The following is a 24,316-nucleotide window of genomic DNA, read 5'->3' on the forward strand; positions in this document are numbered from 1 at the left end:
GAAAGCTACCTAGGGCGGTCTGGGGCGTGGGGGTTACGCGCAATCAAGCTTTCTATTTCGTTTATTGCTGCAACCGGCAAGGCACCGAAGGTCAATGCCGCTGAAATACCCTCAATTTGTTCTTCTGTCCGAGCGCCTGGAATCGGAATGTATGTTTCAGATTGGCCCCAAATCCACCCGAGAGCCCCCTGCACAAGCGTTCGGCCATTTGTGGTCAGTAAATCGCGAACCGAATCGAGTTGTCGCATGAAATCTGGATTTGCCCTGCCATCCGTATAGTACTCCATCCAGCTTTCGCCGGATGCGCGCACATCATCCGATGCGATAACGGTATTCTGATGGTACTTCCCTGAAAGCAGCCCCATCGCAAGTGGTGAGCGGATAAGGGACAACAGTCCTTCCTCTTGGACAACCTGTTGCATGCGAGGCGCATCGAAAAAGACGTTCATCACGTATTCGACCGCCTTGAAACCATCCCTGGACGAGGCCGCCCTGGCGTTTTGGGAATAGTCAGTGCTCCAACCATAGGCGCGCAACTTCCCCGCCTCTTTTAAACGGTCCAGTTCGTCAAACACGGCCTCGGCCTGGTCTATTGGCATATCGTTCACATGCAACAGCAAGAGATCAATCCGATCCCGTTCCAGCCGCGACAGACACCCATCTAGGGCAGGGCCAACCTGAGCTGGGGTGAAGGGGTCAAATGAAATCTGCCTGCTCGCTTCATCGATCCCAACCCCAATCTTTGTGACAATCAGGGTGTCGGGTCGATGCTTGAGCGCTTTGCCTAACAAACGTTCCGAATGCCCCGCGCCATAGGCGGCAGCGGTGTCAAAAAGTGTGATTCCACCATCCAATGCGGCGTGGATTGTACGAATGGAGACACCGTCGTCCGATCGGGTGTAACCCAACGACTGCTCGCCACAATACATTTTGCCGCCAATCGGCCAGCACCCCATGCCAAGGGGTGAGATTTCGGTTTCGAGAAAGTTCATGTGTGAGTCTCCTGACTGATCCTTCAGAAGAAACGCCATCACAGTCTTTTCATCAACAATACAAAAATGTAAGTTTCATTTCATGTATGAAAGTTACTTTGACTGGGACAACCTGCGGCTTTTTCTTGCGGTTGCCAGAGCGGGCGGGCTTGGGCCAGCAGCTGAACAGACCGGCAAGAGCGCACCCACACTGGGTCGGCGCATGATCGAGTTGGAACGCAATCTGGGAACTGAGTTGTTTCACCGTAAACCGCGTGGGTACGATCTGACTGAGGACGGACATGCGCTGTTGAAAAAAGTCGAAAGCATCGAAGCGCGTGTCCTACCTGTCACGGAAAGCGGCCTTGCCACCTCACCACCGTTGGTCAAAATTTCGGCCGGGACCTGGGTGACAAGGATTTTGATCAGCGCTGTCGGAAGACTTACGGGATCAATGTCAGTTCGGCTGCGTTTCATCTCGTCAGAAGACCTACTGAACATCGGGCACAGGGAAGCCGCGATTGGTATTCGAAATCACCGGCCAGAAGAGATAGGCTTGGCCGGTCGCAAGATCGGGCGAGTTCGGTTTGGAGTCTATGCTGCGGATGAAAGCATTTCGACCTGGGTTCGCGTGATGTCCAAAACACCCTCGGCCAGATGGGTGAGAGAGCATTCGCAAGAGGACGACGCCATCGAAGTTACGGCGCCACAAAATGCGCTTGAGCTTGCAAATGCAGGTCTTGCCCGAGCGGTTCTGCCAACTTTCATTGGAAACACGCAGCCGGGCCTGATACCAGTGTCACCTTTGATTGACGATCTGGAACATGATCAATGGCTCGTCACGCATCATGAAGATCGGTTTCTTGCTGAGGTGCGGCATGTCATAGATCGCGCTCATGCAGTGATGTCGGAAGCTTGTGAAAACGGTTGAACCGATGTTGGCTGTTAGCACTATTCGCCCAACAGTTCCATCAACCGCGCGTAAGCTGTTTGGCCGCGTCTGAAGGTTGGCAGACGGAAAAACTCGTCCGGTGCATGTTGGTTTTCATCCTCATGTCCAAAGGCAAACATGACAGCGTGCAAACCCAGTTCGTCCAGTAAGGTCGACATCACAGGGATCGAGCCACCAACGCGGGTTTTATAAGCGGGTTTGCCGTAAACCTCTTCGAGAACCTGACCCGCGATGGCAGTTGCGTTGTGGCCAGCAGGTACAAGAAATGGGTCCGCGCGCCCAGGGTTGCGCGATACCTGAGCGGTGACACCCGGCGGGCATTCGGCCTCGACATGGGCGGAGATCAGATCAAAGATCTTTTCAGGACTCTGATTGGCGACCAAGCGACACGTGATCTTAGCCGAAGCAACCGCGGGCAAAACGGTCTTTGTGCCTTCCCCTTGCCAACCGCTGGTCAGCCCATTGACCTCAAGCGTCGGACGTGCCCACAGATTTTCACGTGTGGAATATCCTGGCTCGCCCAAGGTCTCTGGTGCTCCAGTCTGGGCAAGATAGGCCGCTTCATCCCAAGGCACCCGCGCAATTGCCGTGCGATCTTCATCGGTCAGCTCGATGACATCGTCGTAGAAGCCATTCACCGTGATCCGACCATTGGTCGATTTCATACTGGCCAGCAACTGGGCAAGCGCCATCGCGGGATTTGCGACGCCGCCGCCATGCATGCCAGAATGCAGATCGGATTTCGCGCTCTGAACCGAGATCTCAAGTGAGGTGAGCCCTTTCAGACCCAGAACCAGTTGCGGCGTCTCGGTATCCCACTGACTTCCATCGGCTGAAAAGATCATATCGGCCTGAAGTCGGTCGAGATTCGCCTCGATAAAGGGCGGAAGGTCGGGCGATCCGATCTCTTCTTGGCCCTCAAAGAAAAACCGCACGTTCACAGGCAGCTTCCCAGTCTTCGCCAGCAATGCCTCAGCCGCGAGGATCGGTATTAACATTGCACCCTTGTCGTCGGTCGCCCCACGCCCGTAAATCCGATCGCCGCGGATCGTCGGCTCGAACGGAGGCGAGGACCAGAGCTCAAATGGTTCGGCTGGTTGCACGTCAAAATGGCCATAGATCAGGATTGTAGGCGCATCCGGCCCGGCATGCAGCCAATCGGCACAGACCACCGGATGACCTGCTGTCTCCATCATCTGAACGTTTTCCATTCCCGCCATAACCAACCGATCAACCACCCACTGCCCGGCCTTTCGAACATCGCCCGCGTTTTCGGGTTTGGCTGATACCGATGGAATACGAATGAAGTCGCACAGCTCTTCAACAAAGCGCGATTGGTGTGTGTCGAGATATTCGGTCCAGCTCATTCCATACCCTCTCTGATGCTGGCGCTCAACTTACGAAACTGGCCGTAGCCCGCAAGCCTGCGGAAGATAAATTGGGGTCAGGATCATAGCCAGCGCTCTTGCTCAACACCCGTTTGATATCAACCCGAGGCTTGCCGTGCGACTTAGTGGAGAAGGGGGCGAGCTTCGCCATCTACTCGTCGGTTAGCTGATAGAGGTCTCTTATGTCACCGCACCGCTTTAGGAGCCGTGAACCATACAGCAAGCGAAAATCAAGGCATCCTGACCCTAAAATAGTAACATTTGAAGACGGTCGCGCTTCGTCTGCGTTTGCAAAACAAGTCTGCTGCATTTGCAGCAATGTCAGTTTCAAGGTCGAGATTATGAAAAACTAAACTGACGATGCCTTCAGCACTGCGAGATCAGGGCGTAGATAGGCCTCAGGGTAAGACATTGGTTTAGATGGCCCTCGGGGAACAACGCCATTCCAACTGCGCCCGAAATATCCCTGGCGGCAATGCACAAGGGATCCGGAGTTTGCAACGCCAGGCAGTGCATACACACGGCATAGCCAACGCCATAAGTATGGGTAGTCCAATATCCGCGCTCCGTTAAGCTTCATCCGCACATAGTAGACGGGATCATGGCGATAAAGCGTAGGGAACAGGCGCAGATCGGCCTCTGTGAAGTGAATGCCGGTTAAAAAAGGCCTGCCATCAGAAAGGAGCTGCTCCAATTGTTCAAGTGCCTCGAAATAGGCGTCAAATGCTGCCGTATAGATCGTTTGATCGGACGAAAATCCGGCCTTGTAGGCGCCGTTGTTGATCGCAGTGTAGATCAAGTCATTCAAGTTATGGATGTGTTGGCGCAGTGCTTCGTCGTCCGGGTAAAGCCTCACGCGCCTCTTTGCTGGGATGGTGCCGCCAAGGGACTCTGCAGAGGCATCCAACATGCGGATAATTTCGGCGCTTTCGTTGCTCACGATTTGGCCTGATTTCTTATCATAAAGGATCGGCAGGGATTGTTCTTCGGAGCCTTCGGCACGGTAAATATCTTTGGCAAGGCGCAGTCCTCTGCCAGTTCCGGTCTCTCCGGTGCACTCTGGCAAGGTCTCGCTTGTGAGCGAAGCAATGCGGTTGGGTGCGAACTCCCACAGGTTCGGTCCTTCTGGATCGTCTTTGCCAGTGCGGTTGGGAAATGCCACATCCATCGTGACGCCGTCCTGCAACCCCAGAACACTGCGCGCCAAGGTCACGCGATGACACCACGGGCAATTCAGCGCCACAAACAGGTGATATCGGTTGGGTTCTGCAGGAAAATCCGGATCGCCAACGGAGTGGCGAAAGCCGCTGACGCCGCGCACAAATTCACCCCGTGCGCGGCGCTCAGTGATGGCAGTCTGGTCTTCTTCAGTAGATGTGTCGGTCATGACGTCAGCATCATCCTCTGAGTCTGTGATGCAAGATAATTGGTACGGCCAATTCTTCTTCATCACTCAAGTGGCGTTCCAGAAACGCTTTGATCGCTTCGCTTGTCGCATGGAGCTGCCCGGTCTCATCATAGGCTTGGGCCTCATCCAGAGCAGACAGTTTGATCACACGGTTCGCTGCGCGGGTGAAATCATCCAACACCTTGTTCAGATCGGCGTGATCCTGTTCCAGAAGCTCAAGCCCCGCATCAAATCGCGGGTCTGCAGTCGACAATTCAGGGAAATAGCTACGATCTTCCCAGCCGTGATGACCATGCAGGCTCCCGACCAGGTTGCCGCCATAGTGGGACAGCCGCCCAGCATAATCGTCCAACCCCAAATCGTTGTTCAACACATTTTCCGTGTCCAATCGAATACGTTCCGCCAAGTGGTGGAACATCAGGTGTGCGCCGAGCCAATGCTTGGTTTTTTCTTTGAACCCAGGGTGCGCATCCCAGCTGTCGCGCGGGTATTTTTCCAAGAGAAACCGCATCTCTTTCGGCATATCGTCTTGGCGGATAGTGTATTTATCGAGCATCGGTCGTCTCCTTTCGTGACATAGGTGGGAAATCGGATCAGTCTCACCAGTAGCGCAAAACGCACAGTGACTATGCGTCAGCGAACCCCCGCAAAGTGCATGCCGCCTTGATCAGCGATCGCGTATTTAAGTTGGTGATGTCACGTTGCGTGAAGTCAGACAGGCTGTCTTGGCCGCAAACGCCAGCGTAGACCTGCATAAATTGAGCGGTTATACCAGAGTTTCGCGCGAACCGTTCCGCACCGACCTTCAATTCAAACACTGGGTTGTAATGCACGCTCTAGTGCGCGCTTCTCCGTTGGCCATTCAGATTAGAAGTGCGGGGCAAAAAAAACGCACCCCGCACCAGCTTCTAACGACCGCCCGCTTTCCCGGGCATGTTCATCCGCTTGGCCGTTCGTCGTGGCATTTTCATGCGCAGGTCACGCGGCGGTTTGGCTTTGGTCTTCACACGATTCGCAGATTTCGATGTGTCCTCCGCAGCAGGAAGGGTTCGCACAAGGGCGATTTTTGGTGGCTTAAAGGGCATATTGCACCTCATGACAAAAAGAAGGTTAAGTCGCGCAGATGCACGACTACGAATGCCCACAAGGGGCTAGCGTCGTGTGTCCATTGTCAGAGACCTCCGCAGGAGTGTTTCGGTGCGCATTCTGCCATTTAGGTCAGCGCGCGGCGGGATCAGAAAGTATGCTGGTCCATTGTCAGAATATCCTTTGCGAGTGTTGGGAGCGTCTCAGACAACCGAGTATCTGTCAAACCTGTTCAACGAACAGCGACATTTGTCGCCTCGCTTCCGAGCGCGGCCCTGAACTGCGGTTGGTCGATCGGTATCATTGCAATTGCGCGTGGCGTCAGAGAAGAAAATTTCTGCTCAACCAAAACAGACTGCAGTCCTGCATCAAGAACCTTGAGACTACCCCAATTGTTCATGCGGGCATTTCTTAGGCTTATTGCTGATCAATTTCGAATGCTCGGCGATCAAGTCAGCCAACTCTGGCCGGCATGAACCGCAGTTCGTTCCCGCATTAAGGGCGTCTCCGATATCGTCCATATTGATCAAACGCTTGTCGTGAATGGCGCGGATAAGGGTTTTTAATCCGACCTCGAAACACGAACAGACGATTGGCCCGCAGTCCTCAGAACCAACAGATGACTGGCCAGACAGAATCTGCTGAGGCGTTACCTCAGGCAAAGTTGCCAAATAGTCTCGCATCAGGGTGATAGGTCGGCGCGAGACGAAGAGCACTGCCAGAATGCGCTGACCGTCTGACAGCGCAATTCTATAAGAGCCGCGTTTGGGATCTTCTACCGAAGTCGCCATCGCATCCGGTAAACCAAACCAAACGCGAGCAGTCCTTTCCCAGTCTTCAATAATCTGGTTCCCTGCCAACTCCATCCTGTAGCCGTTGGTTGTTCTGGCTGTCGCCGAATACTCTGCTTCAGGGAACGCTGCATCGGCTGAAACGGCGAAACCGTACCATGCTGCTCTCATACGTCGAACAGATACTGCTGTTGATTTGCTTTCCGGCTGACCAGAAATCGGGTCAGTTACACTAGGAATTATCTCGTTTACACGGGCCGACGGTGCCGTTTCTCCGGTCCAATGAATGGGCGCAAACACATTGCCACGCGCAATAGATTCCGTAATGCGAAGCCGAAATATGCCGCTTCCGACTGAACTACTAACTTCGACCAAATCGGCAGGACCAAGCCCCAGTTGATCAACGTCCTTTGGGTTCATTTCCAAATAGGGCTCGGCAAGGTGGGCCGATAAACGAGGCGACAATCCGGATCGGGTCATGGTGTGCCACTGATCCCGATTTCTCCCTGTGTTCAACAGGAAAGGGTAGTGTTCTGATGGCTCTGCCTTGGGCGTTCGATGGGTGACCGGCACAAACCGCGCCTTGCCATCAGGATGAAAAAACTGCCCGTCTCCGAAGAAACGACCGTCAGTTTTCCGCGATGCCGTGGGCCATCGTGTCGGGCACATCGCATCATAATCTTCGTCGTTGATGTCCGAAAAGCCAGCAATCTCAAAATCTTTGCCAAATGAGACGGCAAGCGAGGACATGTTCGCATATTCCCTAAAAATCTGCGCCGCAGACTCATAGCTGAAGGCCTCGGCCCAACCCATGCGGCGGCCAACCTCGGCCAAGATATCCCAATCCGCACGTGCCTGTTCCGGAGGGGTCAGAACGGCGCGTTGCCTGCTGATCATGCGGTCGGAATTGGTTACTGTGCCGCTTTTTTCGCCCCATCCTGCTGCTGGAAGCAATACGTCTGCGAGACGCGCGGTGTCTGTTTGGGCAGTCAGGTCGCTTACAACGGTGAATGGGCAGTTTTTGATCGCCGCCTTGACTCGATCGGCGTCCGGCATCGTGGCCGCTGGATTGGTGTGGATGATCCAAAGTGCTTTGATCTGGCCATCTTTAACGGCGCGAAACATGTCGACAGCTTTGAGCCCCTGCTTTTCTGGCAGGATGGGCGCTTTCCAAAAGTCCCGGACGGCTGCTCTGTGGGCCTCGTTTTCGATATCCAGGTGACACGCAAGCATGTTGGCCAGACCGCCGACCTCTCGACCACCCATGGCGTTCGGTTGGCCGGTAACCGAGAACGGGCCCATCCCTGCGCGTCCGATGCGCCCCGTAGCCAGATGGCAGTTCAGGATCGCGTTGACTTTGTCTGTTCCGCTGGAGGATTGGTTTACGCCTTGACTGAAAATCGTAACAACCCGCTCGGTTCCAATCCACAGATCGCAAAACGCTTCGATTTCACCTGGGGTAAGTCCGGTCTCATCCGGATCATCAAGCTGTGCGAGTTCGAGGGCTTCAGTGTACCCTACGCTGCGATCCAGAAAATCCGGTGCCACATGCCCCGTATGGTGAATTCTGCTCAGCAAGCGGTTGAACAATGCCACGTCGCTGCCGGGTTGCAACGCCAGATGGAGATCGGCCTGATCGCAGCTTGCAGTTCGACGTGGATCGACAACCACAATCTTCGTACCGCGCGCCTGACGCGCAGCTATGACGCGTTGATAGAGAACGGGATGGCACCATGCGAGGTTTGAGCCAACCAAGACAACCAAATCAGCCTCATCCAGATCCTCATAAGTCCCGGGCACGGTATCTGTGCCAAAGGCGCGTTTGTGTCCGGCCACAGTTGACGCCATACACAGTCGAGAATTGGTGTCGATGTTGGCTGACCCCATAAAACCCTTCATCAGCTTGTTGGCGACGTAATAATCCTCTGTCAGCAACTGCCCCGAGACGTAAAATGCCACGCTGTCCGGTCCATGGTTCTTGATTGCGGCAGAAAACCGATCTGCGACCAGTTGCAGCGCGTTGTCCCAGTTTGTGTCTCGGCCGAAGGCGCGAGGAGCCAGCAACCGATGTTCCAGCCCAACTGTTTCGCCCAAAGCCAATCCTTTCGAGCATAAACGCCCAAAATTCGCTGGATGATCCGGATCGCCGCGAACGGTCAAGCCTCCGGCCCCATCGGGCCGCAAAAGCACACCGCAGCCGACCCCGCAATAGGCGCAAGTCGAGCGAACTTCAGGCAGACCACTTCCGTCCATCAGGCGGCGCTCCGCCGGGTAACTGCGCTGTCGTCTAACAGGATACGGTCGTCTTCAATGCGCACGGGATAGATGGTGATGCGGCCATCATCCGCGCCTTGCGCCTCGCCCGTATTCAGGTCAAATACCCAATTGTGCAAAGGACAGGTCACCGACTGCCCGTGCACGATACCCTCAGACAAAGGACCGCCCTTGTGCGGACAGCTGTTAGTCGCAGCATAGACCTCCACCTCGGCAGTACGGAAGACAGCGATGCAGCCGATATGCGTCTTGACCAGACGCGCCCCACGCAAGGGAACCTCGTCGATATGTCCGATGTCGATCCAGCTCATTCTGCGGCCTCCAGTGTGAAATCTGCAATTGGCGCGTAGGTTTGCGCTTTTTCTTTGACGTGTTCGGCCCACGGGTCTTTGCGGTAGATGTTTTGCGACAGTTCGAACCGCGCGACGAGGGCCGCGCGATTTTCATGGTCGTCCACGACCTGCACCTTGACCCAGTCCATGCCCACCTTACCCAGCCATTTATATAAACGGTCCAGATACTTGCCGCCTTCGCGATAGGCTTGCGTGACGGCCATCACGATCTCGATCGCTTCTTCTTCGGTGGGAATCTGACAGAGTAGCTCGGTCTCTTTGACATCCATCCCTGCGGCCCCGCCGATGCTGATCTGATAGCCAGATTCGACGCAGACCACGCCGATGTCCTTGCAGGTCGCCTCGGCACAGTTTCGAGGGCAGCCAGATACGGCCAGCTTCAGCTTGTGCGGCGTCCACGACCCCCACAGGATTCTTTCAAGCTTTATGCCAAGCCCGGTGCTGTCCTGAGTACCAAACCGGCAATGATCGGTGCCGACGCAGGTTTTGACCGTGCGCAGACCTTTGGAATAGGCGTGGCCAGAGACCAGCCCGGCTTTGTTCAGGTCTGACCACATGGCGGGCAGATCTTCGCCTTTGACGCCCAGCAGATCGATCCGCTGACCGCCTGTGACCTTGACGGTGGGAACATCGTATTTATCCGCCGCATCTGCAATGGCGCGCAGTTCGTCGGGCGTGGTGATCCCGCCCCACATACGCGGTACAACGCTGAACGTGCCATCCTTCTGGATGTTGGCGTGTTTGCGTTCATTGACGAAACGGCTTTGTGGGTCGTCTTGGTATTCCAGCGGCCAGTCGGCCAGCAGGTAGTAGTTGATCGCGGGCCTACAGACATGGCAGCCATTGGGCGTCGTCCAACCCAGTTCCTGCCAGACGGCAGCCTGACTTTTTAACTCCTGCCCTTTGATCAGGCGTCGCACATCCTCATGAGTCAGGTCGGTGCATCCGCAGACCGGCTGCGCGGCAGGCATCTGGAACGCGTCGCCCAGAGTGACCTGCAACAATTGCTCAACCAATCCTGTGCAAGTTCCGCAGGATGCGCTAGCCTTTGTGGTCGTGCGCACCGCGCCCAGATCACCCGCCCCCGCATTGATCGCCTCGACGATGTCACCTTTGCATACGCCGTTGCAGCCGCAAATCTCCGCCTCATGCGGCAATGCTGCAACGGCTGAGAGAGGGTCCGCAGTGTCGCCCCCCTGATATGCGGGTCCGAAGATCAGCGTCTCGCGCATTTCTTCTACGCTGGCGCCGTCTTTGATGAGGCCAAAGAACCAGCTGCCATCAGTGGTGTCACCATACATGACCGCGCCGACCAGCCGATCCTCTTCAATCACAAGCCGTTTGTAGACCCCGCGCGAGGGGTCGCGGAACACGATATCCTCGCGCCCCGGCCCATCCGCAAAATCCCCCGCACTGAACAGATCGCAGCCGGTGACCTTCAACTTGGTCGATAGGGTTTTCTGAGCAAACGCAGCCTCTTCACCCAACAAAGCCTGCGCAGCCACTTTCGCCTGATCGTAAAGCGGCGCGACAAGACCGAAGACTGCGCCGTCATGTTCGACGCATTCACCTACCGCAAAGACATCCGAATCCGAAGTCAGCATCTGGTCATCCACATGGATACCGCGCCCGGTGGCCAGCCCAGCCTCTTGCGCCAGAGCTGTGTTGGGGCGGATACCCACGGCCATGACAAGCAGATCACAGGGCAATTCGGTCCCGTCGTCCAGAAGCAGCGCGCGGACCTTTCCGTCCTGTCCGAGGATTTCTTTAGAGTTCGCCTGCAGGCAAATCCTGATGCCTTTGTCTTCCAGCGATTTCTTCAGCAGGTAGCCTGCGGCCTCGTCCAGCTGTCGCTCCATCAGGTGACCCATGATATGCACCACCGTTACGTCAACGCCATGGGCAGCCATACCCGCGGCGGCCTCGAGCCCCAGCAAGCCGCCGCCGATCACGACCACCTTGTTGTCAGGGCCCATGCCTATCATCTGCTCGGTGTCTTCCAGATCGCGGTAGGCAATCACGCCCTCCAGATCATGCCCTGGCAGAGGGATCATGAACGGGTTAGATCCGGTCGCAATCACCAGCTTGTCATAGGGAACGTGGCCGTTCTGACCTTCGACCACCTTCATCTCGCGGTCGATCTTCGCGACCTTTTCACCAAAGCGGCAGGCAATGCCCCGCGCGGCATACCACGCGTCGTCATGGGTGACGATCTCGTCATAGGTTTTCTCGCCCGACAGCACTGGGCTGAGCATGATGCGGTTGTAGTTCCCGCGCGGCTCGGCATTGAACAGGGTGATTTCGAACGTATCCGGCGCGGCTTCGGTCAGGTGTTCCAACACCCGGCCTGAGGCCATACCCGCGCCTATGACAACAAGTCTTTGCTTCATGATTTCACTCCGCTGCAATCGCCTTGGGGGCGGGTGTTTTTGGCTTGGCGCCATGTTCATATTCTTCGAGGAAATCGAGGACTTCCTGCCGGTAAGCATAGTAATCCGGGTGCTCCAGCAGCGCTTTGCGCGTGCGCGGACGCGGCAGCTCAACCTTGGTGATCTTGCCGATCGTTGCCTGCGGACCGTTGGTCATCATCACCACGCGATCGGCCAGTAAGATCGCCTCATCCACGTCGTGGGTAACGCAGATCGCAGTGACCTTGGTGCGGGACCAGACCTCCATCAGGACTTCCTGTAATTCCCATCGGGTCAGGCTGTCGAGCATCCCAAAGGGCTCGTCCAGCAACAGCAGCTTGGGGGACAGGGCAAAGGCGCGGGCGATGCCGACGCGTTGCTTCATGCCGTTCGACAAGTCGGAGGCGGATTTGTCCATAGCATCGGCCAGTCCGACCCGTTCCAGATAGTATTCGACCACATCCTGACGCTCGGCCATGCTGGCCTTTGGATAGACCTTGTCCACCCCAATCGCGACGTTCTCCTTGGCGGTTAACCATGGGAACAGGTTGGGGGATTGGAACACCACCGCGCGTTCGGGATCGGCCCCTTCGACGTGACGGCCATCCAGCTTGATCGCACCCTTCGAGATGTCGTTCAGCCCCGCCGCCATGGTCAAAACCGTGGACTTGCCACAACCCGAATGGCCGATCAGCGAGATGAACTCGCCCTTGTCGATCTTCAGTTCGAAATCCTCGACCACGGTCAGAGGGCCTTTGGGCGTCGGATACACCTTGTGAAGCTGCGAGAAGTCGAGGAAGCGGTTGTCGATCAGCCCCTTTTGCGCCTCGGCCACTGCCGTTGGAACACCGTGGATTGGGGTGACATCCGGGAGGATACGCGAGCCTTCGACCTTGGCCTCGATCCCCACATCCATCAGGTATTTGGTAACGTCCGCGCGCAGGCGTTTGAAAGTCTCGTCATTGTTCATCGCAGCGCGTTCGCGCGGACGCGGGATTGAGACAGGGAATTCCTGCCCCAGCGTGCCATCCGGGTTCAGGGCAATGATACGGTCGGCCAGAATGATCGCCTCATCAACGTCATTGGTGATGAGGACACAAGTTTTCTTGTCGGCTTCCCAGATATGTTCGATCTCATCGGCCAGATTGGCGCGGGTCAGCGCGTCGAGCGCCGACAGAGGCTCATCCAGCAACAAAACCTCGGGGTTCATCGACAACGCACGCGCCACGTTGACCCGCTGGCGCATCCCACCCGACAGCTCTGCCGGTCGGCGCGTCGCGGCCTGACTGAGGCCGACCATCTTGACGTAATGCGCGACTTTTTCGGCCTTCTCGGTCTTGCTGAGACCCGGAAATACCGTATCCACCGCCAACCCCACATTGCCACTGACCGTCAGCCAGGGCATCAGCGAGTAGTTCTGGAAGATCACGCCACGCTCAGGGCCCGGCCCTTTGATCGTAGTGCCTTTGAAGGTGACCTCTCCGCCGGTTGGGGTGTCCAGCCCGGCCATTAGATTGATAAGGGTGGTTTTGCCGGTGCCGGAAAAACCGAGGATCACCAGAAACTCACCCTCTTGCACGTTAAGATCGATGCCTTTCAGCACATCCGTGCGAGCGGTGCCTTCACCGAAGGATTTCGAGGCGTTCTTGAAACTTAGGATGCTCATCGCACTCACCGGTTGTTTGTGAAGGTAAACAGGGATTGCAGCGCGTACATCACTCGGTCCAGCAGGAAGCCGATGATACCGATGGTGAAGACCGCAACCATGATCTTGGCGAGCGAACTGGAGGAACCGTTCTGGAACTCATCCCAGACAAATTTGCCCAGACCGGGGTTCTGCGCTAGCATTTCCGCCGCAATCAGAACCATCCAGCCGACGCCCAGTGACAGGCGCAGGCCGGTGAAGATCAGAGGCAGGGCAGAGGGCAGCACCAGTTTGGTGATCTTGGTATAGGTGTTCATTTTCAGGACTTTGGAGACATTCACCAGGTCCTTATCGATGGAGGCTACACCCAAAGATGTATTGATCAATGTGGGCCATAGCGAACACAGGGTCACGGTAATGGCCGAGATCAGGAAGGATTTCGCGAACCAACCGTCATTGGTGACGTAAACGGCCGAGACGATCATCGTGACGATCGGCAACCAGGCCAGAGGCGAGACCGGTTTGAAGATCTGGATTAGCGGGTTTAGGGCTGCATTTGCAGTCGGAGACAGGCCGGCCGCGATACCAAGTGGGACCGCGATGACGGTGGCGATCAGAAACCCAAAAAACACTGTTTTGATCGAAGTCCAGATTTGCTGGTAATAGGTCGGAGCACCCGTGAAGGCGACCTCTTTCACTTTCTCCGACTGGCCAGCGTCAATGAATTTCTGATTGCGCTTCTCGACCATGGCCTCGAACTTCGCGCGTTTGGCCGCTTTGGCCTTGGCATCCTGGTTCAGGCTGACCATCTCTTCCCAAACCTGCGCCGGCCCCGGAACCGCGCCGAGAGAGGTCTGCACCTTGGGGGCCAGCGTTCCCCACAGCAACAAGAAGGCGCAGATCGACAACAGAGGCACGATCAGCAACCGCCAGATCTCGGTCATCTGTGCGCGCGGGTTGTCCCCGGCGGCGGCTTTCAGGACCGGGGTAGCCCAGCTGAGACCCAGAACCTGGAACCATTTGTCGGCTGCATTGATGCGGGTGAAAAGGCGGGCGCGACGTTCCTCTCGGGCAGCGTCTGCGTTGAATTCGGGATCGACCGTTGTCATCTGATGTGTCCTTGCGATGGCGGGGCACTTTGGGGGCTGTGCCCGGCGCGGGCCCGGCGCAGGATTTGGGGAATTAGCCTTGCACGTCCGAGCCGATGATCTTCTGCTCGCCCTTCAGGCCTATGGACAGGCTTTCGAGATAGGCGTTGGGTGTGCGTCCGTCGTAAGCGACGCCGTCAATGATATCCTCGGCCGGGGTCGGCGCTTTGTAACCATCGCTGTCCCAGGGGAAGTCGGCTTCATTCGCCAGACCTTCGTCGACCAGCAAGCGGGCGGCTTCCAAATAGATCTCGGGTTTGTAGACGGACTTGGCGACCTCGTCATACCAGCTGTCGGGCTTGGACTCGGCAATCTGCCCCCAGCGGCGCATCTGCGTCAGGTACCAAACGGCGTCCGAGTAGAACGGATAGGTCGCGTTGTAGCGGAAAAACACGTTGAAATCGGGGACCTCACGCTTGTCGCCCTTCTCATACTCAAACGTGCCGGTCATCGAGTTGGCGATAACCTCATAGTCCGCACCCACATATTCAGCCCGGCTCAGAATCTCGACGGCTTCAGGGCGGTTGGCATTTTCGTTCTCGTCCAGCCACATCGCTGCGCGGATCAGGGCCTTGGTCACGGCCAGAGTGGTGTTGGGGTACTGTTCTGCGAACTCGGCATTGAGACCAAAGACCTTTTCGGGGTTGTTCTTCCACAGCTCGTAGTCGGTAATAACCGGAACGCCGATACCCTTGAACACAGCCTGCTGATTCCACGGCTCACCCACGCAATAGCCATAGATCGTGCCGGCCTCCAACGTGGCAGGCATCTGCGGTGGAGGGGTCACCGACAGGAACACATCCGCACCAATCTGACCGGTCACGTTTTCAGGGCTGTAGTAACCCGGATGCAGACCACCGGCGGCCAGCCAATAGCGCAGTTCGTAGTTATGGGTCGAAACTGGGAAGACCATGCCCATGTTAAAGGGCTTGCCTTCTGATTTGTACTTCTCGACGACCGGGGCCAGAGCCTCGGCGCTGATCGGATGCTGGGGACGGCCGTCGTCCATCACCGGGATGTTCGGCTTCATCTCTTCCCAAATCTCGTTGGAGACGGTGATGCCGTTGCCGTTCAGGTCCATCGAAAATGGCGTGATGATATGGGCTTCGGTCCCATACCCGATGGTTGCGGCCAATGGTTGTCCGGCCAGCATATGTGCGCCGTCAAGCTGTCCGTCAATCACGCCATCCAACAGCACCTTCCAGTTTGCTTGTGCTTCCAGCGTCACGAACAGGCCTTCGTCCAGAAAGTACCCATTCTCATAGGCGACAGCCAGCGGCGCCATGTCGGTCAGTTTGATAAAGCCAAAGGTCAGCTCGTCTTTTTCCAGTTCCAATTCGGCCAGTGCTGGAGACACAAGCGCCGTCGTCGCGGCGAGGCCTAAAAGAAGCTTTTTCATCTCGATCCCTTTCGGTTCAGCCCAACCCCATGGGCAAACAAAAAAGCCGCCGACACAGTCCGCCGGGAGGAGGTGGCGGATGGTCGAGCGGCTTTGCTCTTCTAAGGTGCCCTGGATTGTGGGCGAATTCCGTCGGTGGGCGTCGTTGCCTTCCGATGTCCCGATTAAGTCAGACGCGCAGTGCGACGTCATCATTTTTTGACATCTTCACTTCGAGAATTCTGCAGCGCAGCAAAAAGAGATGCTGCGCTGCAAAAATTTTGTGCAATCTTACCCTGCGGGCTCGAAAATGCGCCGGTCGAAGAAGACGTTCCGAGACAGAATCAGGCTGCCATTGGCCGAGGCAACTGCCGTCGACTCAGACAAAGCTCCTTCAAGTTTCTCGGATGCGCCGGGTGTCTCCACACCAAGCCCTTGCAACTCGCGACGATAGAGATCACTTCGAAAGACTTTAGCTGCTTGTCGTTCCGCTGTCCCGACGTCCAGCCCGTTTCTTAGCGCCAATTGATGCGCGACCCATTTGGCCTGACTACGCCACGGGAAGGTGGCAGCACCGTCAAAAAACTCGACAAACCCTTCCACACTGCGTTGCTCGCCGCGTGCAGATATGGCGAACTCACCCATTAACGCTCGGTCAATCAGCTCGGGTGAGACATTGAGGTAGGTTTTGCGTGACAGCATCTCGGACGCGGTTGTTCGGCTGTCAGTGTTTGACAGCCAGCGTCCCGCACGCCATACGGTCCGCATGAGACTTCCCAGCAAATGCGGTTCCGTCTCGGCCCAGTCGTTTCTGACTGCCAACACCTTTTCAGGTGCACAAGTCCAGATCGCCTTTCCGGGCAACAGCAGTGCGCCAACACTGTCGTCCACTGCGAAGGAGCCCCAAGGCTCGCCCACGCAAAAGGCATCGATCTCGCCTCCCGCAAGCGCCTGCGCCATGAGTGGCGGCGGGACGGTGCGGATTTCGACCTGTTTTGAGGCCAGTTTGGTTCCCGCAATCCAATAGCGCAGTAGCTCGACATGCATTGAAAATGGGAAAGGCACGCCAAACACCAAGACTTCATCGGCAGCTTTTGCCAGTGCAGCCCCAGCCACAGCGGCATCGGTGAAATCAAAACCATAGCCCTGGTCGATCAGTCGCTCGGCCAATTGCGTTCCAACACCTATAACATTGCCGTTCAAAGACAGGACAGATACCGCAGATAGCGGTGTCGCGATTCCACCAAGACCCAAAGCCATCGCAACGGGGACAGGCGATAGTAGATGCGCCGCGTCCACATGCCCAAAGGCCAGCATATCGCGCAAAGAGGACCACGATGGTGCCGGACGCAGGTCCAGCGAGATGCCTTCAGCATGGTCGAACCCCATTTCGCGCGCAACGATCAACGGGGCCGCGTCGACAAGCGGCATATACGCGACGGGCAGTGTTACGGTTCTCATGACAACAACCCCGAAGCAGTGACCAAGGCTTCGGCCACCTCGGCGACGCGGCGGTTTTGGTTCATCGCGGTTTTTCGGAGTAGCGCATAGGCTTCATCTTCCGAAATGCCCTTGGCTTTCATCAGCAAACCTTTTGCGCGGTCGATCACTTTACGCTCTTCAAGCGCACGGCGGGTTTCTGCAAGTTCAGTCCGCATCTGGCGCAGCACCTGAAACCGAGCGATGGCGGTATCGATAACAGGTTTAATTCGCTCAGCTTGCAATCCATCGACAACATAGGCCGATACACCGGCCTCAACAGCAGCTTTTGCCAATCCGCCTGCGGCGCCTGAGACGAACATAGCCACGGGTCGTTCCAATGGGCCCGAAGCAACGGTAAGTTCTTCCAACATATCTCGAGAGGGGTTGTCGATATCGATCAGGACAATGTCTGGGCTTTGCATTGCAATTTTACGTGCTAACCCAGAGACGTTGCCGATTACAGAAACGTCTACGTCTCCGGCCTCTTTAAGAGCATCTACAATCGCAAAGGCTCGTTCTTGGTTCTGCTCGACTACAACGACAGTTAGATGTTGGTTCATAGGGTCACAAGTGAGGCCAAGGCGCATTGGTAGCAATTCCAGCGCCATTTAATGCTTCATCAGGCTGCCGTTCGCCCAATTTTTCAGCTTGATTTCACACTTAGCGGAATAGCTGCACAGTTTTTCTACATGCCATCAAAGAAATCCGTGATAGCACATCGCATCATTTTTTGGTTTTTCAGTTGCGCTACCAGTTTGCTTGAGGCACCAGATTCCACTTCCATTTGCAGATCAAAACCGAAGGTCCGCTTTGACAACTAATACAATGTGTTCCCACGCCTGCAGCAAATGACTGCTTTCCGCCGATTCTTTAGAAAAGCAACGTGTTCTGGAGCAGAAGTAACGGCACAGCCAACTCAGCCGCACTTGTTTTTGGGGCTAGTAGGATTTGGACAAGCCAAACGCCTCTGGCGAACAGGGGTAAGACGCTGCCTTCCCCCTCGGGCAACCCTATTAGACAAATCCGTGTCTTCGGCTGCGCTTGCGGGCCGCACCACTATTGTCGAATAATATTGCGTCGCCCCCAAGCGCGTTCGCCACGTGGCAGAGCAGCAGGAACAGGCGCCTCCGGCGTCTGATCTGCAAATCAGCCCTGGTTTTCTCGAAAGGAAGTCAGGATCAACTAAATCGGTCCGGGTTCTGGATGAAGGAAGGGACGCGAAAACGGCAAGGCTCTGTCGCTGCTGGCAGAACTATGTGTCGCCTTACAACAAGGAAATGTGGAACTTCACTGATCGTGGACTCAATCGACAACCAAAACCTCAACAAAGCGGTCGATCACGTCATTCAATTCTGACCCAAACGTCAAGCATTTCTGACCCAATACTAGTAACCGCCATTCAACGACGCTGCTGTTAGTGTCTCAAAAGAGTACAGTTTACCGTCCATCTTTCCGAATAGAATAACCGCTACTCCCGCTTTGAGGTTCCCGAAACCCAGAACTCGTTTCGCCTAGACCTGACCCGCTCGGACATAAAATCGACGAAGAGCCGGACACGCGTGGTGTTTCTAAGATCACGATGCAGCAATAGCCAAATGTTTCGGTACGGTATCGGCTTTTGGAAGGGCGCACGGATCAGATCGGGATGGCGGTCGCCAAGATTGCACGCAAGATAGGCCATGCCAAGACCGGACGCCGCCAATGTGATCAAGGGCACAAGTTCTGAAACACGATGCTTAAGCCGGGCTTTCGGATAGTAACTGTCTTTGATCCATTTGGCTGTAATGGCCTCTTCTGGCTCATGCCAACCGATGAAATGCAACCCCTCGCCGCCATTGTCGCAGATCCGTTCGGCGTAGTCTCGCGTGCAATAGGCTGCTTGAGACATCTGGACCAACTTTCGCCCGACCACATCGTCCGTCACCTCATCCGCGATACGCAGGGAGATGTCAGCCTCTCGTCGCATCAGGTCTCGGATGTCGTTGGTGAAGTTCAAGCTCAGGATGATGTCTGGGTAAAAATCTGCGAAGGCGGCAAAATCATCCATCAACGATGTCATTGCCAATCCATGGGGAAGAGTAACGTAGACCGTGCCCGAGGGTTGCGCATCTCTGCCAACAATGACGCGAGACGCAGCGGTCATTTCAGCTTCTACCCGTTCGGCGTGAGGCATCAGATCTTCGCCGAGCTGAGTCAGGGCGAGGCCGGTTTTTGAGCGATCAAACAACCGGCTGCCGACGCGTTCTTCCATGACTGAAATCCTGCGCGTCAGCGTGGTGTGGTTCACCTGAATACTGTCAGCTGCCCCCCGAAGAGTTCCGGTTCGGGCAACCGCCAGAAAGTACTTCAGATCGTCCCAGTTCAGGGAATGGCTTTCCTTGATCGACATACATCTTGTGTTTCATTTTTGAAGCACTGTGTCCAGAAATACCTATCTACAGATCATTTATTGGCCATCCTACCTTGGGCGCATCAATCGCAAACCCAAGGACCATACCCCATGAACCAAATACAATCTGTATTGATCACAGGCGCAAATGCCGGACTGGGCCGCGAGGCGGCCCGACAACTTGCACTGCAAAAGGGTATATCCAAAGTTTATCTGGCTTGCCGCAACCCAACGAAGGCGGAAGCCGCAATTGCAGCGTTGGAACGTGAGACCAGGCGCAAAATCTTTGAAATCGTCCTGATGGACGTGACCGATCCGGCTTCGGTTCGCGCCGCTGTAGCCGAACTTTCCACCCCAATCGACGCCGTAATCCTGAATGCAGGCGGTACGGGTGGACGGCATCCGAACAGCCTCACCAGCGATGGCGTGACCAACATCTTCGCCACCAATGTTCTCGGCCACGTGGTGTTGGTAGACGCATTATTGGAGCGTCAGTTGGTAACGTCCACAATTCTGTATGCCGGATCCGAAGCCGCACGCGGCATTCCCAAAATGGGTATGCGCCGCCCGGACTTGTCCGATAGAACAGTCGACGAATTCAAATCAATCGCTGATGGCAGCAAGTTCGGCCCCGAGGGCGATCCGATGCAGACCTACGGCTACGCCAAGCTCACCGCGACCCTGTGGATGGGAGCGATGGCACGTCAGCACCCCCATATTCGCTTTGTCACAATGAGCCCGGGTGGTACCGCAGGTACCGCTGGCTTTGACGACCTGCCGTTTATAAAACGTATTGTCTTCAAACATATTGGCGGCGTTCTGATGCCCATATTCGGGATGATGCACGGCGTTGAGGCTGGGGCAAAACGGTATCTGGACGGTTTGCTGAACCCGGAATTCAAGACTGGCCACTTCTACGCCAGTCAAACCGGCTATCCCACCGGAGCAGTCGTGGATCAAGCTAGCATCGACGGGGCTCTGTCAGACGTCACCACTCAGGATAACGCGAACCAGGCACTACGTCAGTTCGCCTGAAGCAAAGGAGAAATGAAATGGAAACCATACTGAACATCTTGGTCATCCTTGCAACTCTTATGCTGTCTAGTCTCGGCCTCATGTCAATGTTTGCACCCCGGCGCATGATAGCCAACTTTGCTATCGAGCCGGTCGGCACCACTGGACTCAGCACGATCCGTTCGGTGATCGGCGGGCTGTTTCTGGCCTCAGTGGCTTTGCTGGTGATCGGTCTGACCACTGGGCAGACACTGGGATATGTGGCTGTTGCAATCCTGATGGCGGTTGTTGCTGTCGGACGTATTGTGGGAATTCTTGCGGATGGGTTTGACAAGGCAGTTCTGCCACCGTTGGTCGTTGAACTTGTGATCATCGCGGTTTTGCTGTCAGCCTACTACCAGCTCTCCTACTAATCGCCTTCGAAATAGATGGATGGTGGCGAGAGTGAAGTGGCCGCCGTCCAATCAGCCCATCATTATTCGCACCAGCTAGCATTCGAACAGTTTCCGCTTTGTCCCGTATAGCGACCGGATCAGATCACGGGACCGAACATTCCGGATATCCAAATCTGTCATTCGTGAGGGGCACAAAGAATGTCAGCGACGAGCCCTAAGAAATGAATGCCGTGAACTGCTCGAACTGATAGTTCGATTTGACATGCAACATTATTGTTGCATGATGAAGCATGAGCGTTCACTTTGATCCGCAACTAAGCATTCTTTTCAACGCCCTTGGCGACACCACGCGGTTGTTGATCCTTGAAGAGCTGAGAAAGCGTCACGACCAGACACTTTTCGAACTTTGTGCTCGTTTGTTGGAAGAGCATTCAGTCACAATTTCCAGACAAGGCATAACTCGACATCTGAATACGCTTGAGCAGGCAGGTCTGATCACCACGACTTGGCGGGGGCGCACAAAAATTCACACCCTGGAGGCCGCGCCGATCGCGGGTGCGATCAATCCCTGGGTGGACCTATATTCCCAAGGAGACGCACTATGAAAATGTACATGAAGAGTATTTCTGTGGACGATCAATCTAAGGCTCTGGATTTTTACACCAACAAACTTGGGTTTGTTGTGAAGCACGATATTCCACCCGGCCAGCACCGCTGGTTAACACTGGTATCAGCGGAGGAAGCCGAAGGAGTGGAGTTAGGCTTAGAGCCGAATGTGCATCCGGCGAGCCGTGCCTATCAGGAAGCACTTGTGGCTGATGGCATTCCCGTTTCGGCATTCAGTGTTGACGACATTGACGCTGAGGTTGGCAAGTTCGAGGCGGCAGGGGTGGAATTTATTCAACCCCCAGTGAAGGCAAGTGGCGCAACAATGGCAGTGTTCGACGACACCTGTGGAAACCTTATTCAGCTAGTTGAGTTGCATGTCTGACCGTCAAGAATGGCAATCCCGTCAGTTAGACGACGTGGGTATGCAAGACATCGATGTCAGCTTTAGTGATGGAACACTGGGGCACGTCACACAACCCATCAACTCAGACCTCCCAGCTGAAACCAGTCGCCTTTTCGGATACGTTCCATAGCTGAACCATCACATCCTTCTCATATGCATGTGGGTTCAATGTACCCTTGCCGACCGGGCCAACAGCTTCTAAGCGGCCTGTTGGTCCGTAGAGTGCGCGTTGTTCGGTCAAAGTCTCTTCGATGGCGCACATGACTTCGGGATAGGACCCTTGCTCGGCTGTTTGAACCATAGGTGTCTTGGTCATCAGCCACCAGATGAACCGCATCGTCCGGCTGCCGCTCGTACTGATCAGTGACGTTGCCGACGAGCCGGGGTGGCAGACATAGACCTCGACCTCGGTGCGCCCGGCGGCGGCAAGCCTGTCCTGTAGTTCATAGGCGAACATCATTTGCGCCAGCTTGCTTTGCGAGTAGGCAGTGTTTGGGCCGTAACCCTCTCCCCAGTTCGTGTCGTCGAACTTGATCGTCTTCAAACCCATGTTGTAGCCGAGACTGGCGACAACAACGATCCTACCTTTCGAGGCTTCGATCCGCTCAAACAGAAGACCACAGAGCAGGAAGTGACCGTAATGGTTGGTACCGAGCTGACTCTCGAACCCATCCTCTGTCAGCTTGCGGGTTGGCACCTGCGCGATGGCAGCATTGCAGATGAGCGCATCAATCCGGGGAACAGAATTCAGAACTTCTTCCGCAGCTTCGCGTACGCTTGCCAGCGAGGCCAGATCCATGCGAATGAAGCTCACTTCCGCCTCGCTGCCGAACTCAGTTTTCAGGTCCTCAACAGCTGCCTGAGACTTCTCAACCGAGCGGTTCAACATCACGACCTTGGCGTTCTTTTTTAGGAGCGTCCGCGCGGCCTGGAACCCGGCACCGGCGTTAGCACCCGTGATGAGGTAGGTCTTGCCGGAGAGGTCGCCGAGGCGCTCAGGCATCCAGCCTTTGGGTCCAAAGGTGGTATCGGGCATCTTTTGTCTCCTAACTGCGTCAGCGCAGGGATCGAGTGAAGAGTGTGTTAACTTGGAAATGCATATAACTCTCACCAAAGCACAGAAACAGGCGAGATCATCGCGAATACTTGCCCGATTACATCAAGGTAGTTGCCAGCATCGATCTGGAGCCATTACATCTCTGTTATGAGCAAGGATCAGATTAAACAAATCATCGCTAACCGAACCGAAACAGACGGCCTGACCGAGACAGGCATCAAGGGCGTGCGGCTATTTCGCGCCACGCAATCAATCCCCTGTGTTCCAGCCGTTTACGAGCCCTGCATCGTGGCCATTTTGAGTGGTGTGAAGGAAGCCGTTCTGGATGGCCGAAGATACGAATATGACAACAGTCAATACCTCTGCTGCCCAATGTCGATGCCGGTCAAGGCGGGGACGCCTTTGGCCTCGCATGACAACCCTCTCTACGGGGTTATGATCTCTCTTGAGCAACGCGCCATGGCCGAGTTGGCAATGGAGATGGAAAATGCCGGGGGCGTTCTGCCTTCGGTCAAAGGAGATCTGCGGGAGGCAGGAATTAGGTTTGCACGATGGGACGATGGATTCACTGAAGCTCTGCTGCGGCTACTGCAGCTCGGAAACAGCGAGACGGATACAGCAGTTCTTGGCGAGGCGCGATTACGTGAGGTGCTCTATGCGATCCTGAGGGGAGAAGCTGGCACCTTCGCCCGGCAGGCATTCGGTGCTGGCAACGCCATCGCACGTTCAATTGCACATGTGTCGTCACACTTGGATGCGCCGGTCTCGATTGACGATATGGCAAGCCGAGCGGGCATGAGCCGGGCCGTCTTCCATCGTAAATTCAAGCAAGTCACGACGATGGCACCAATCCAATTCGTTAAGTCGATGCGCCTCAACAACGCCGCCATGAAGATCGCGGGCGGGATGCCTGTGAACGAAGCCGCAATGGACGTTGGTTATGTCAGCCCGTCCCAGTTCAGTCGCGAGTTCAGGCGCATGTATGGGCAATCGCCGAGGCAATGGGGTGAGGCACAGAAACTTCCGGTCAGTGTTGCTCAACGCTGACTTTCGAAGGGAAGGCAGACGTTGGCGCAGCTTCGGCGAAAGCTTCATTCGTCCCGCGAGGAGGCAGCCTTTCGAACTTGTTCCACAGAACGGCCATCACTCAACCAGAGATCGCTTG

Annotated in this window: 20 protein-coding genes; 6 read left to right on the forward strand and 14 right to left on the reverse strand. The window is 55.7% G+C overall.

Features of this window, described 5'->3' with window-relative positions; all coding sequences use genetic code 11:
- Positions 1 to 5: 5 nt before the first annotated feature.
- Positions 6 to 992: an aldo/keto reductase gene (locus ACR0CZ_RS04340; RefSeq protein ID WP_170392828.1), complete on the reverse strand. Its 987-nt coding sequence runs from the start codon at positions 990 to 992 to the stop codon at positions 6 to 8.
- Between the two features lie 82 nt (positions 993 to 1,074).
- Here ACR0CZ_RS04340 and ACR0CZ_RS04345 point away from each other — a divergent pair, with 82 nt between their 5' ends.
- Positions 1,075 to 1,902 carry a LysR family transcriptional regulator gene (locus ACR0CZ_RS04345; RefSeq protein ID WP_480537057.1) on the forward strand — a complete coding sequence of 276 codons (828 nt, stop codon included), beginning with the start codon at positions 1,075 to 1,077 and terminating at the stop codon, positions 1,900 to 1,902.
- A 20-nt stretch (positions 1,903 to 1,922) separates the two neighbouring features.
- Here ACR0CZ_RS04345 and ACR0CZ_RS04350 read toward each other — a convergent pair whose 3' ends face one another.
- The 12 genes from ACR0CZ_RS04350 to ACR0CZ_RS04405 form a co-directional block, all read right to left on the reverse strand.
- Positions 1,923 to 3,290 carry a dipeptidase gene (locus ACR0CZ_RS04350; protein WP_170392826.1) on the reverse strand — a complete coding sequence of 456 codons (1,368 nt, stop codon included), beginning with the start codon at positions 3,288 to 3,290 and terminating at the stop codon, positions 1,923 to 1,925.
- Between the two features lie 370 nt (positions 3,291 to 3,660).
- Positions 3,661 to 4,698, reverse strand: coding sequence for a glutathione S-transferase C-terminal domain-containing protein (locus ACR0CZ_RS04355; protein ID WP_170392825.1), 1,038 nt, complete (start codon positions 4,696 to 4,698; stop codon positions 3,661 to 3,663).
- Between the two features lie 10 nt (positions 4,699 to 4,708).
- Positions 4,709 to 5,275, reverse strand: a complete 567-nt coding sequence (locus ACR0CZ_RS04360; protein WP_170392824.1) for a hemerythrin domain-containing protein — start codon at positions 5,273 to 5,275, stop codon at positions 4,709 to 4,711.
- A 913-nt stretch (positions 5,276 to 6,188) separates the two neighbouring features.
- Positions 6,189 to 8,849: a nitrate reductase gene (locus tag ACR0CZ_RS04365; RefSeq protein ID WP_170465187.1), complete on the reverse strand. Its 2,661-nt coding sequence runs from the start codon at positions 8,847 to 8,849 to the stop codon at positions 6,189 to 6,191.
- Entirely contained in the window at positions 8,849 to 9,181 is a 333-nt protein-coding gene (gene nirD / locus ACR0CZ_RS04370) for a nitrite reductase small subunit NirD (protein WP_170392822.1), read from the reverse strand. Before nirD ends, ACR0CZ_RS04365 begins: the two co-directional genes overlap by 1 nt.
- Positions 9,178 to 11,613 (reverse strand): nitrite reductase large subunit NirB, encoded by a 2,436-nt coding sequence (gene nirB, locus ACR0CZ_RS04375; RefSeq protein ID WP_170392821.1) that lies wholly within the window; start codon positions 11,611 to 11,613, stop codon positions 9,178 to 9,180. Before nirB ends, nirD begins: the two co-directional genes overlap by 4 nt.
- A 4-nt stretch (positions 11,614 to 11,617) precedes the next feature.
- Positions 11,618 to 13,297, reverse strand: coding sequence for an ABC transporter ATP-binding protein (locus ACR0CZ_RS04380; protein ID WP_170392820.1), 1,680 nt, complete (start codon positions 13,295 to 13,297; stop codon positions 11,618 to 11,620).
- A gap of 5 nt (positions 13,298 to 13,302) precedes the next feature.
- Positions 13,303 to 14,385 (reverse strand): ABC transporter permease, encoded by a 1,083-nt coding sequence (locus tag ACR0CZ_RS04385; RefSeq protein WP_170392819.1) that lies wholly within the window; start codon positions 14,383 to 14,385, stop codon positions 13,303 to 13,305.
- A gap of 73 nt (positions 14,386 to 14,458) precedes the next feature.
- Positions 14,459 to 15,823, reverse strand: a complete 1,365-nt coding sequence (locus ACR0CZ_RS04390) for a CmpA/NrtA family ABC transporter substrate-binding protein (RefSeq protein ID WP_170392818.1) — start codon at positions 15,821 to 15,823, stop codon at positions 14,459 to 14,461.
- Positions 15,824 to 16,093: 270 nt separating this feature from the next.
- Positions 16,094 to 17,263 carry an ABC transporter substrate-binding protein gene (locus tag ACR0CZ_RS04395; protein ID WP_170392817.1) on the reverse strand — a complete coding sequence of 390 codons (1,170 nt, stop codon included), beginning with the start codon at positions 17,261 to 17,263 and terminating at the stop codon, positions 16,094 to 16,096.
- Positions 17,260 to 17,844, reverse strand: coding sequence for an ANTAR domain-containing protein (locus ACR0CZ_RS04400; RefSeq protein WP_170392816.1), 585 nt, complete (start codon positions 17,842 to 17,844; stop codon positions 17,260 to 17,262). Before ACR0CZ_RS04400 ends, ACR0CZ_RS04395 begins: the two co-directional genes overlap by 4 nt.
- Before the next feature lie 908 nt (positions 17,845 to 18,752).
- On the reverse strand, positions 18,753 to 19,673 hold the full coding sequence (locus ACR0CZ_RS04405) for a LysR family transcriptional regulator (RefSeq protein WP_170392815.1): 921 nt from the start codon (positions 19,671 to 19,673) through the stop codon (positions 18,753 to 18,755).
- Positions 19,674 to 19,784: 111 nt separating this feature from the next.
- On the opposite strand from ACR0CZ_RS04405, the gene ACR0CZ_RS04410 reads away from it, so the two are divergent.
- The 4 genes from ACR0CZ_RS04410 (at position 19,785) to ACR0CZ_RS04425 (ending at position 22,073) form a co-directional block, all read left to right on the forward strand.
- The gene (locus ACR0CZ_RS04410) at positions 19,785 to 20,708 is read left to right on the forward strand and encodes an SDR family NAD(P)-dependent oxidoreductase (RefSeq protein WP_170392814.1); all 924 of its coding nucleotides are present in this window, start codon (positions 19,785 to 19,787) and stop codon (positions 20,706 to 20,708) included.
- 17 nt (positions 20,709 to 20,725) lie between these two features.
- Positions 20,726 to 21,100, forward strand: a complete 375-nt coding sequence (locus ACR0CZ_RS04415; RefSeq protein WP_170392813.1) for a DUF4345 family protein — start codon at positions 20,726 to 20,728, stop codon at positions 21,098 to 21,100.
- 272 nt (positions 21,101 to 21,372) lie between these two features.
- Positions 21,373 to 21,687, forward strand: a complete 315-nt coding sequence (locus ACR0CZ_RS04420) for a winged helix-turn-helix domain-containing protein (protein ID WP_170392812.1) — start codon at positions 21,373 to 21,375, stop codon at positions 21,685 to 21,687.
- A complete protein-coding gene (locus tag ACR0CZ_RS04425) occupies positions 21,684 to 22,073 on the forward strand; it encodes a VOC family protein (protein ID WP_170392811.1) in 390 nt (129 codons plus the stop codon). Before ACR0CZ_RS04420 ends, ACR0CZ_RS04425 begins: the two co-directional genes overlap by 4 nt.
- A 103-nt stretch (positions 22,074 to 22,176) precedes the next feature.
- Here the strand turns inward: ACR0CZ_RS04425 and ACR0CZ_RS04430 are convergent, their stop codons facing one another.
- Positions 22,177 to 23,130 (reverse strand): SDR family oxidoreductase, encoded by a 954-nt coding sequence (locus ACR0CZ_RS04430; protein WP_170392810.1) that lies wholly within the window; start codon positions 23,128 to 23,130, stop codon positions 22,177 to 22,179.
- 168 nt (positions 23,131 to 23,298) lie between these two features.
- Here ACR0CZ_RS04430 and ACR0CZ_RS04435 point away from each other — a divergent pair, with 168 nt between their 5' ends.
- Positions 23,299 to 24,198 carry an AraC family transcriptional regulator gene (locus ACR0CZ_RS04435; protein ID WP_170392809.1) on the forward strand — a complete coding sequence of 300 codons (900 nt, stop codon included), beginning with the start codon at positions 23,299 to 23,301 and terminating at the stop codon, positions 24,196 to 24,198.
- Positions 24,199 to 24,316: the final 118 nt, after the last annotated feature.

This window comes from Ruegeria sp. H9 (genome assembly GCF_056532915.1).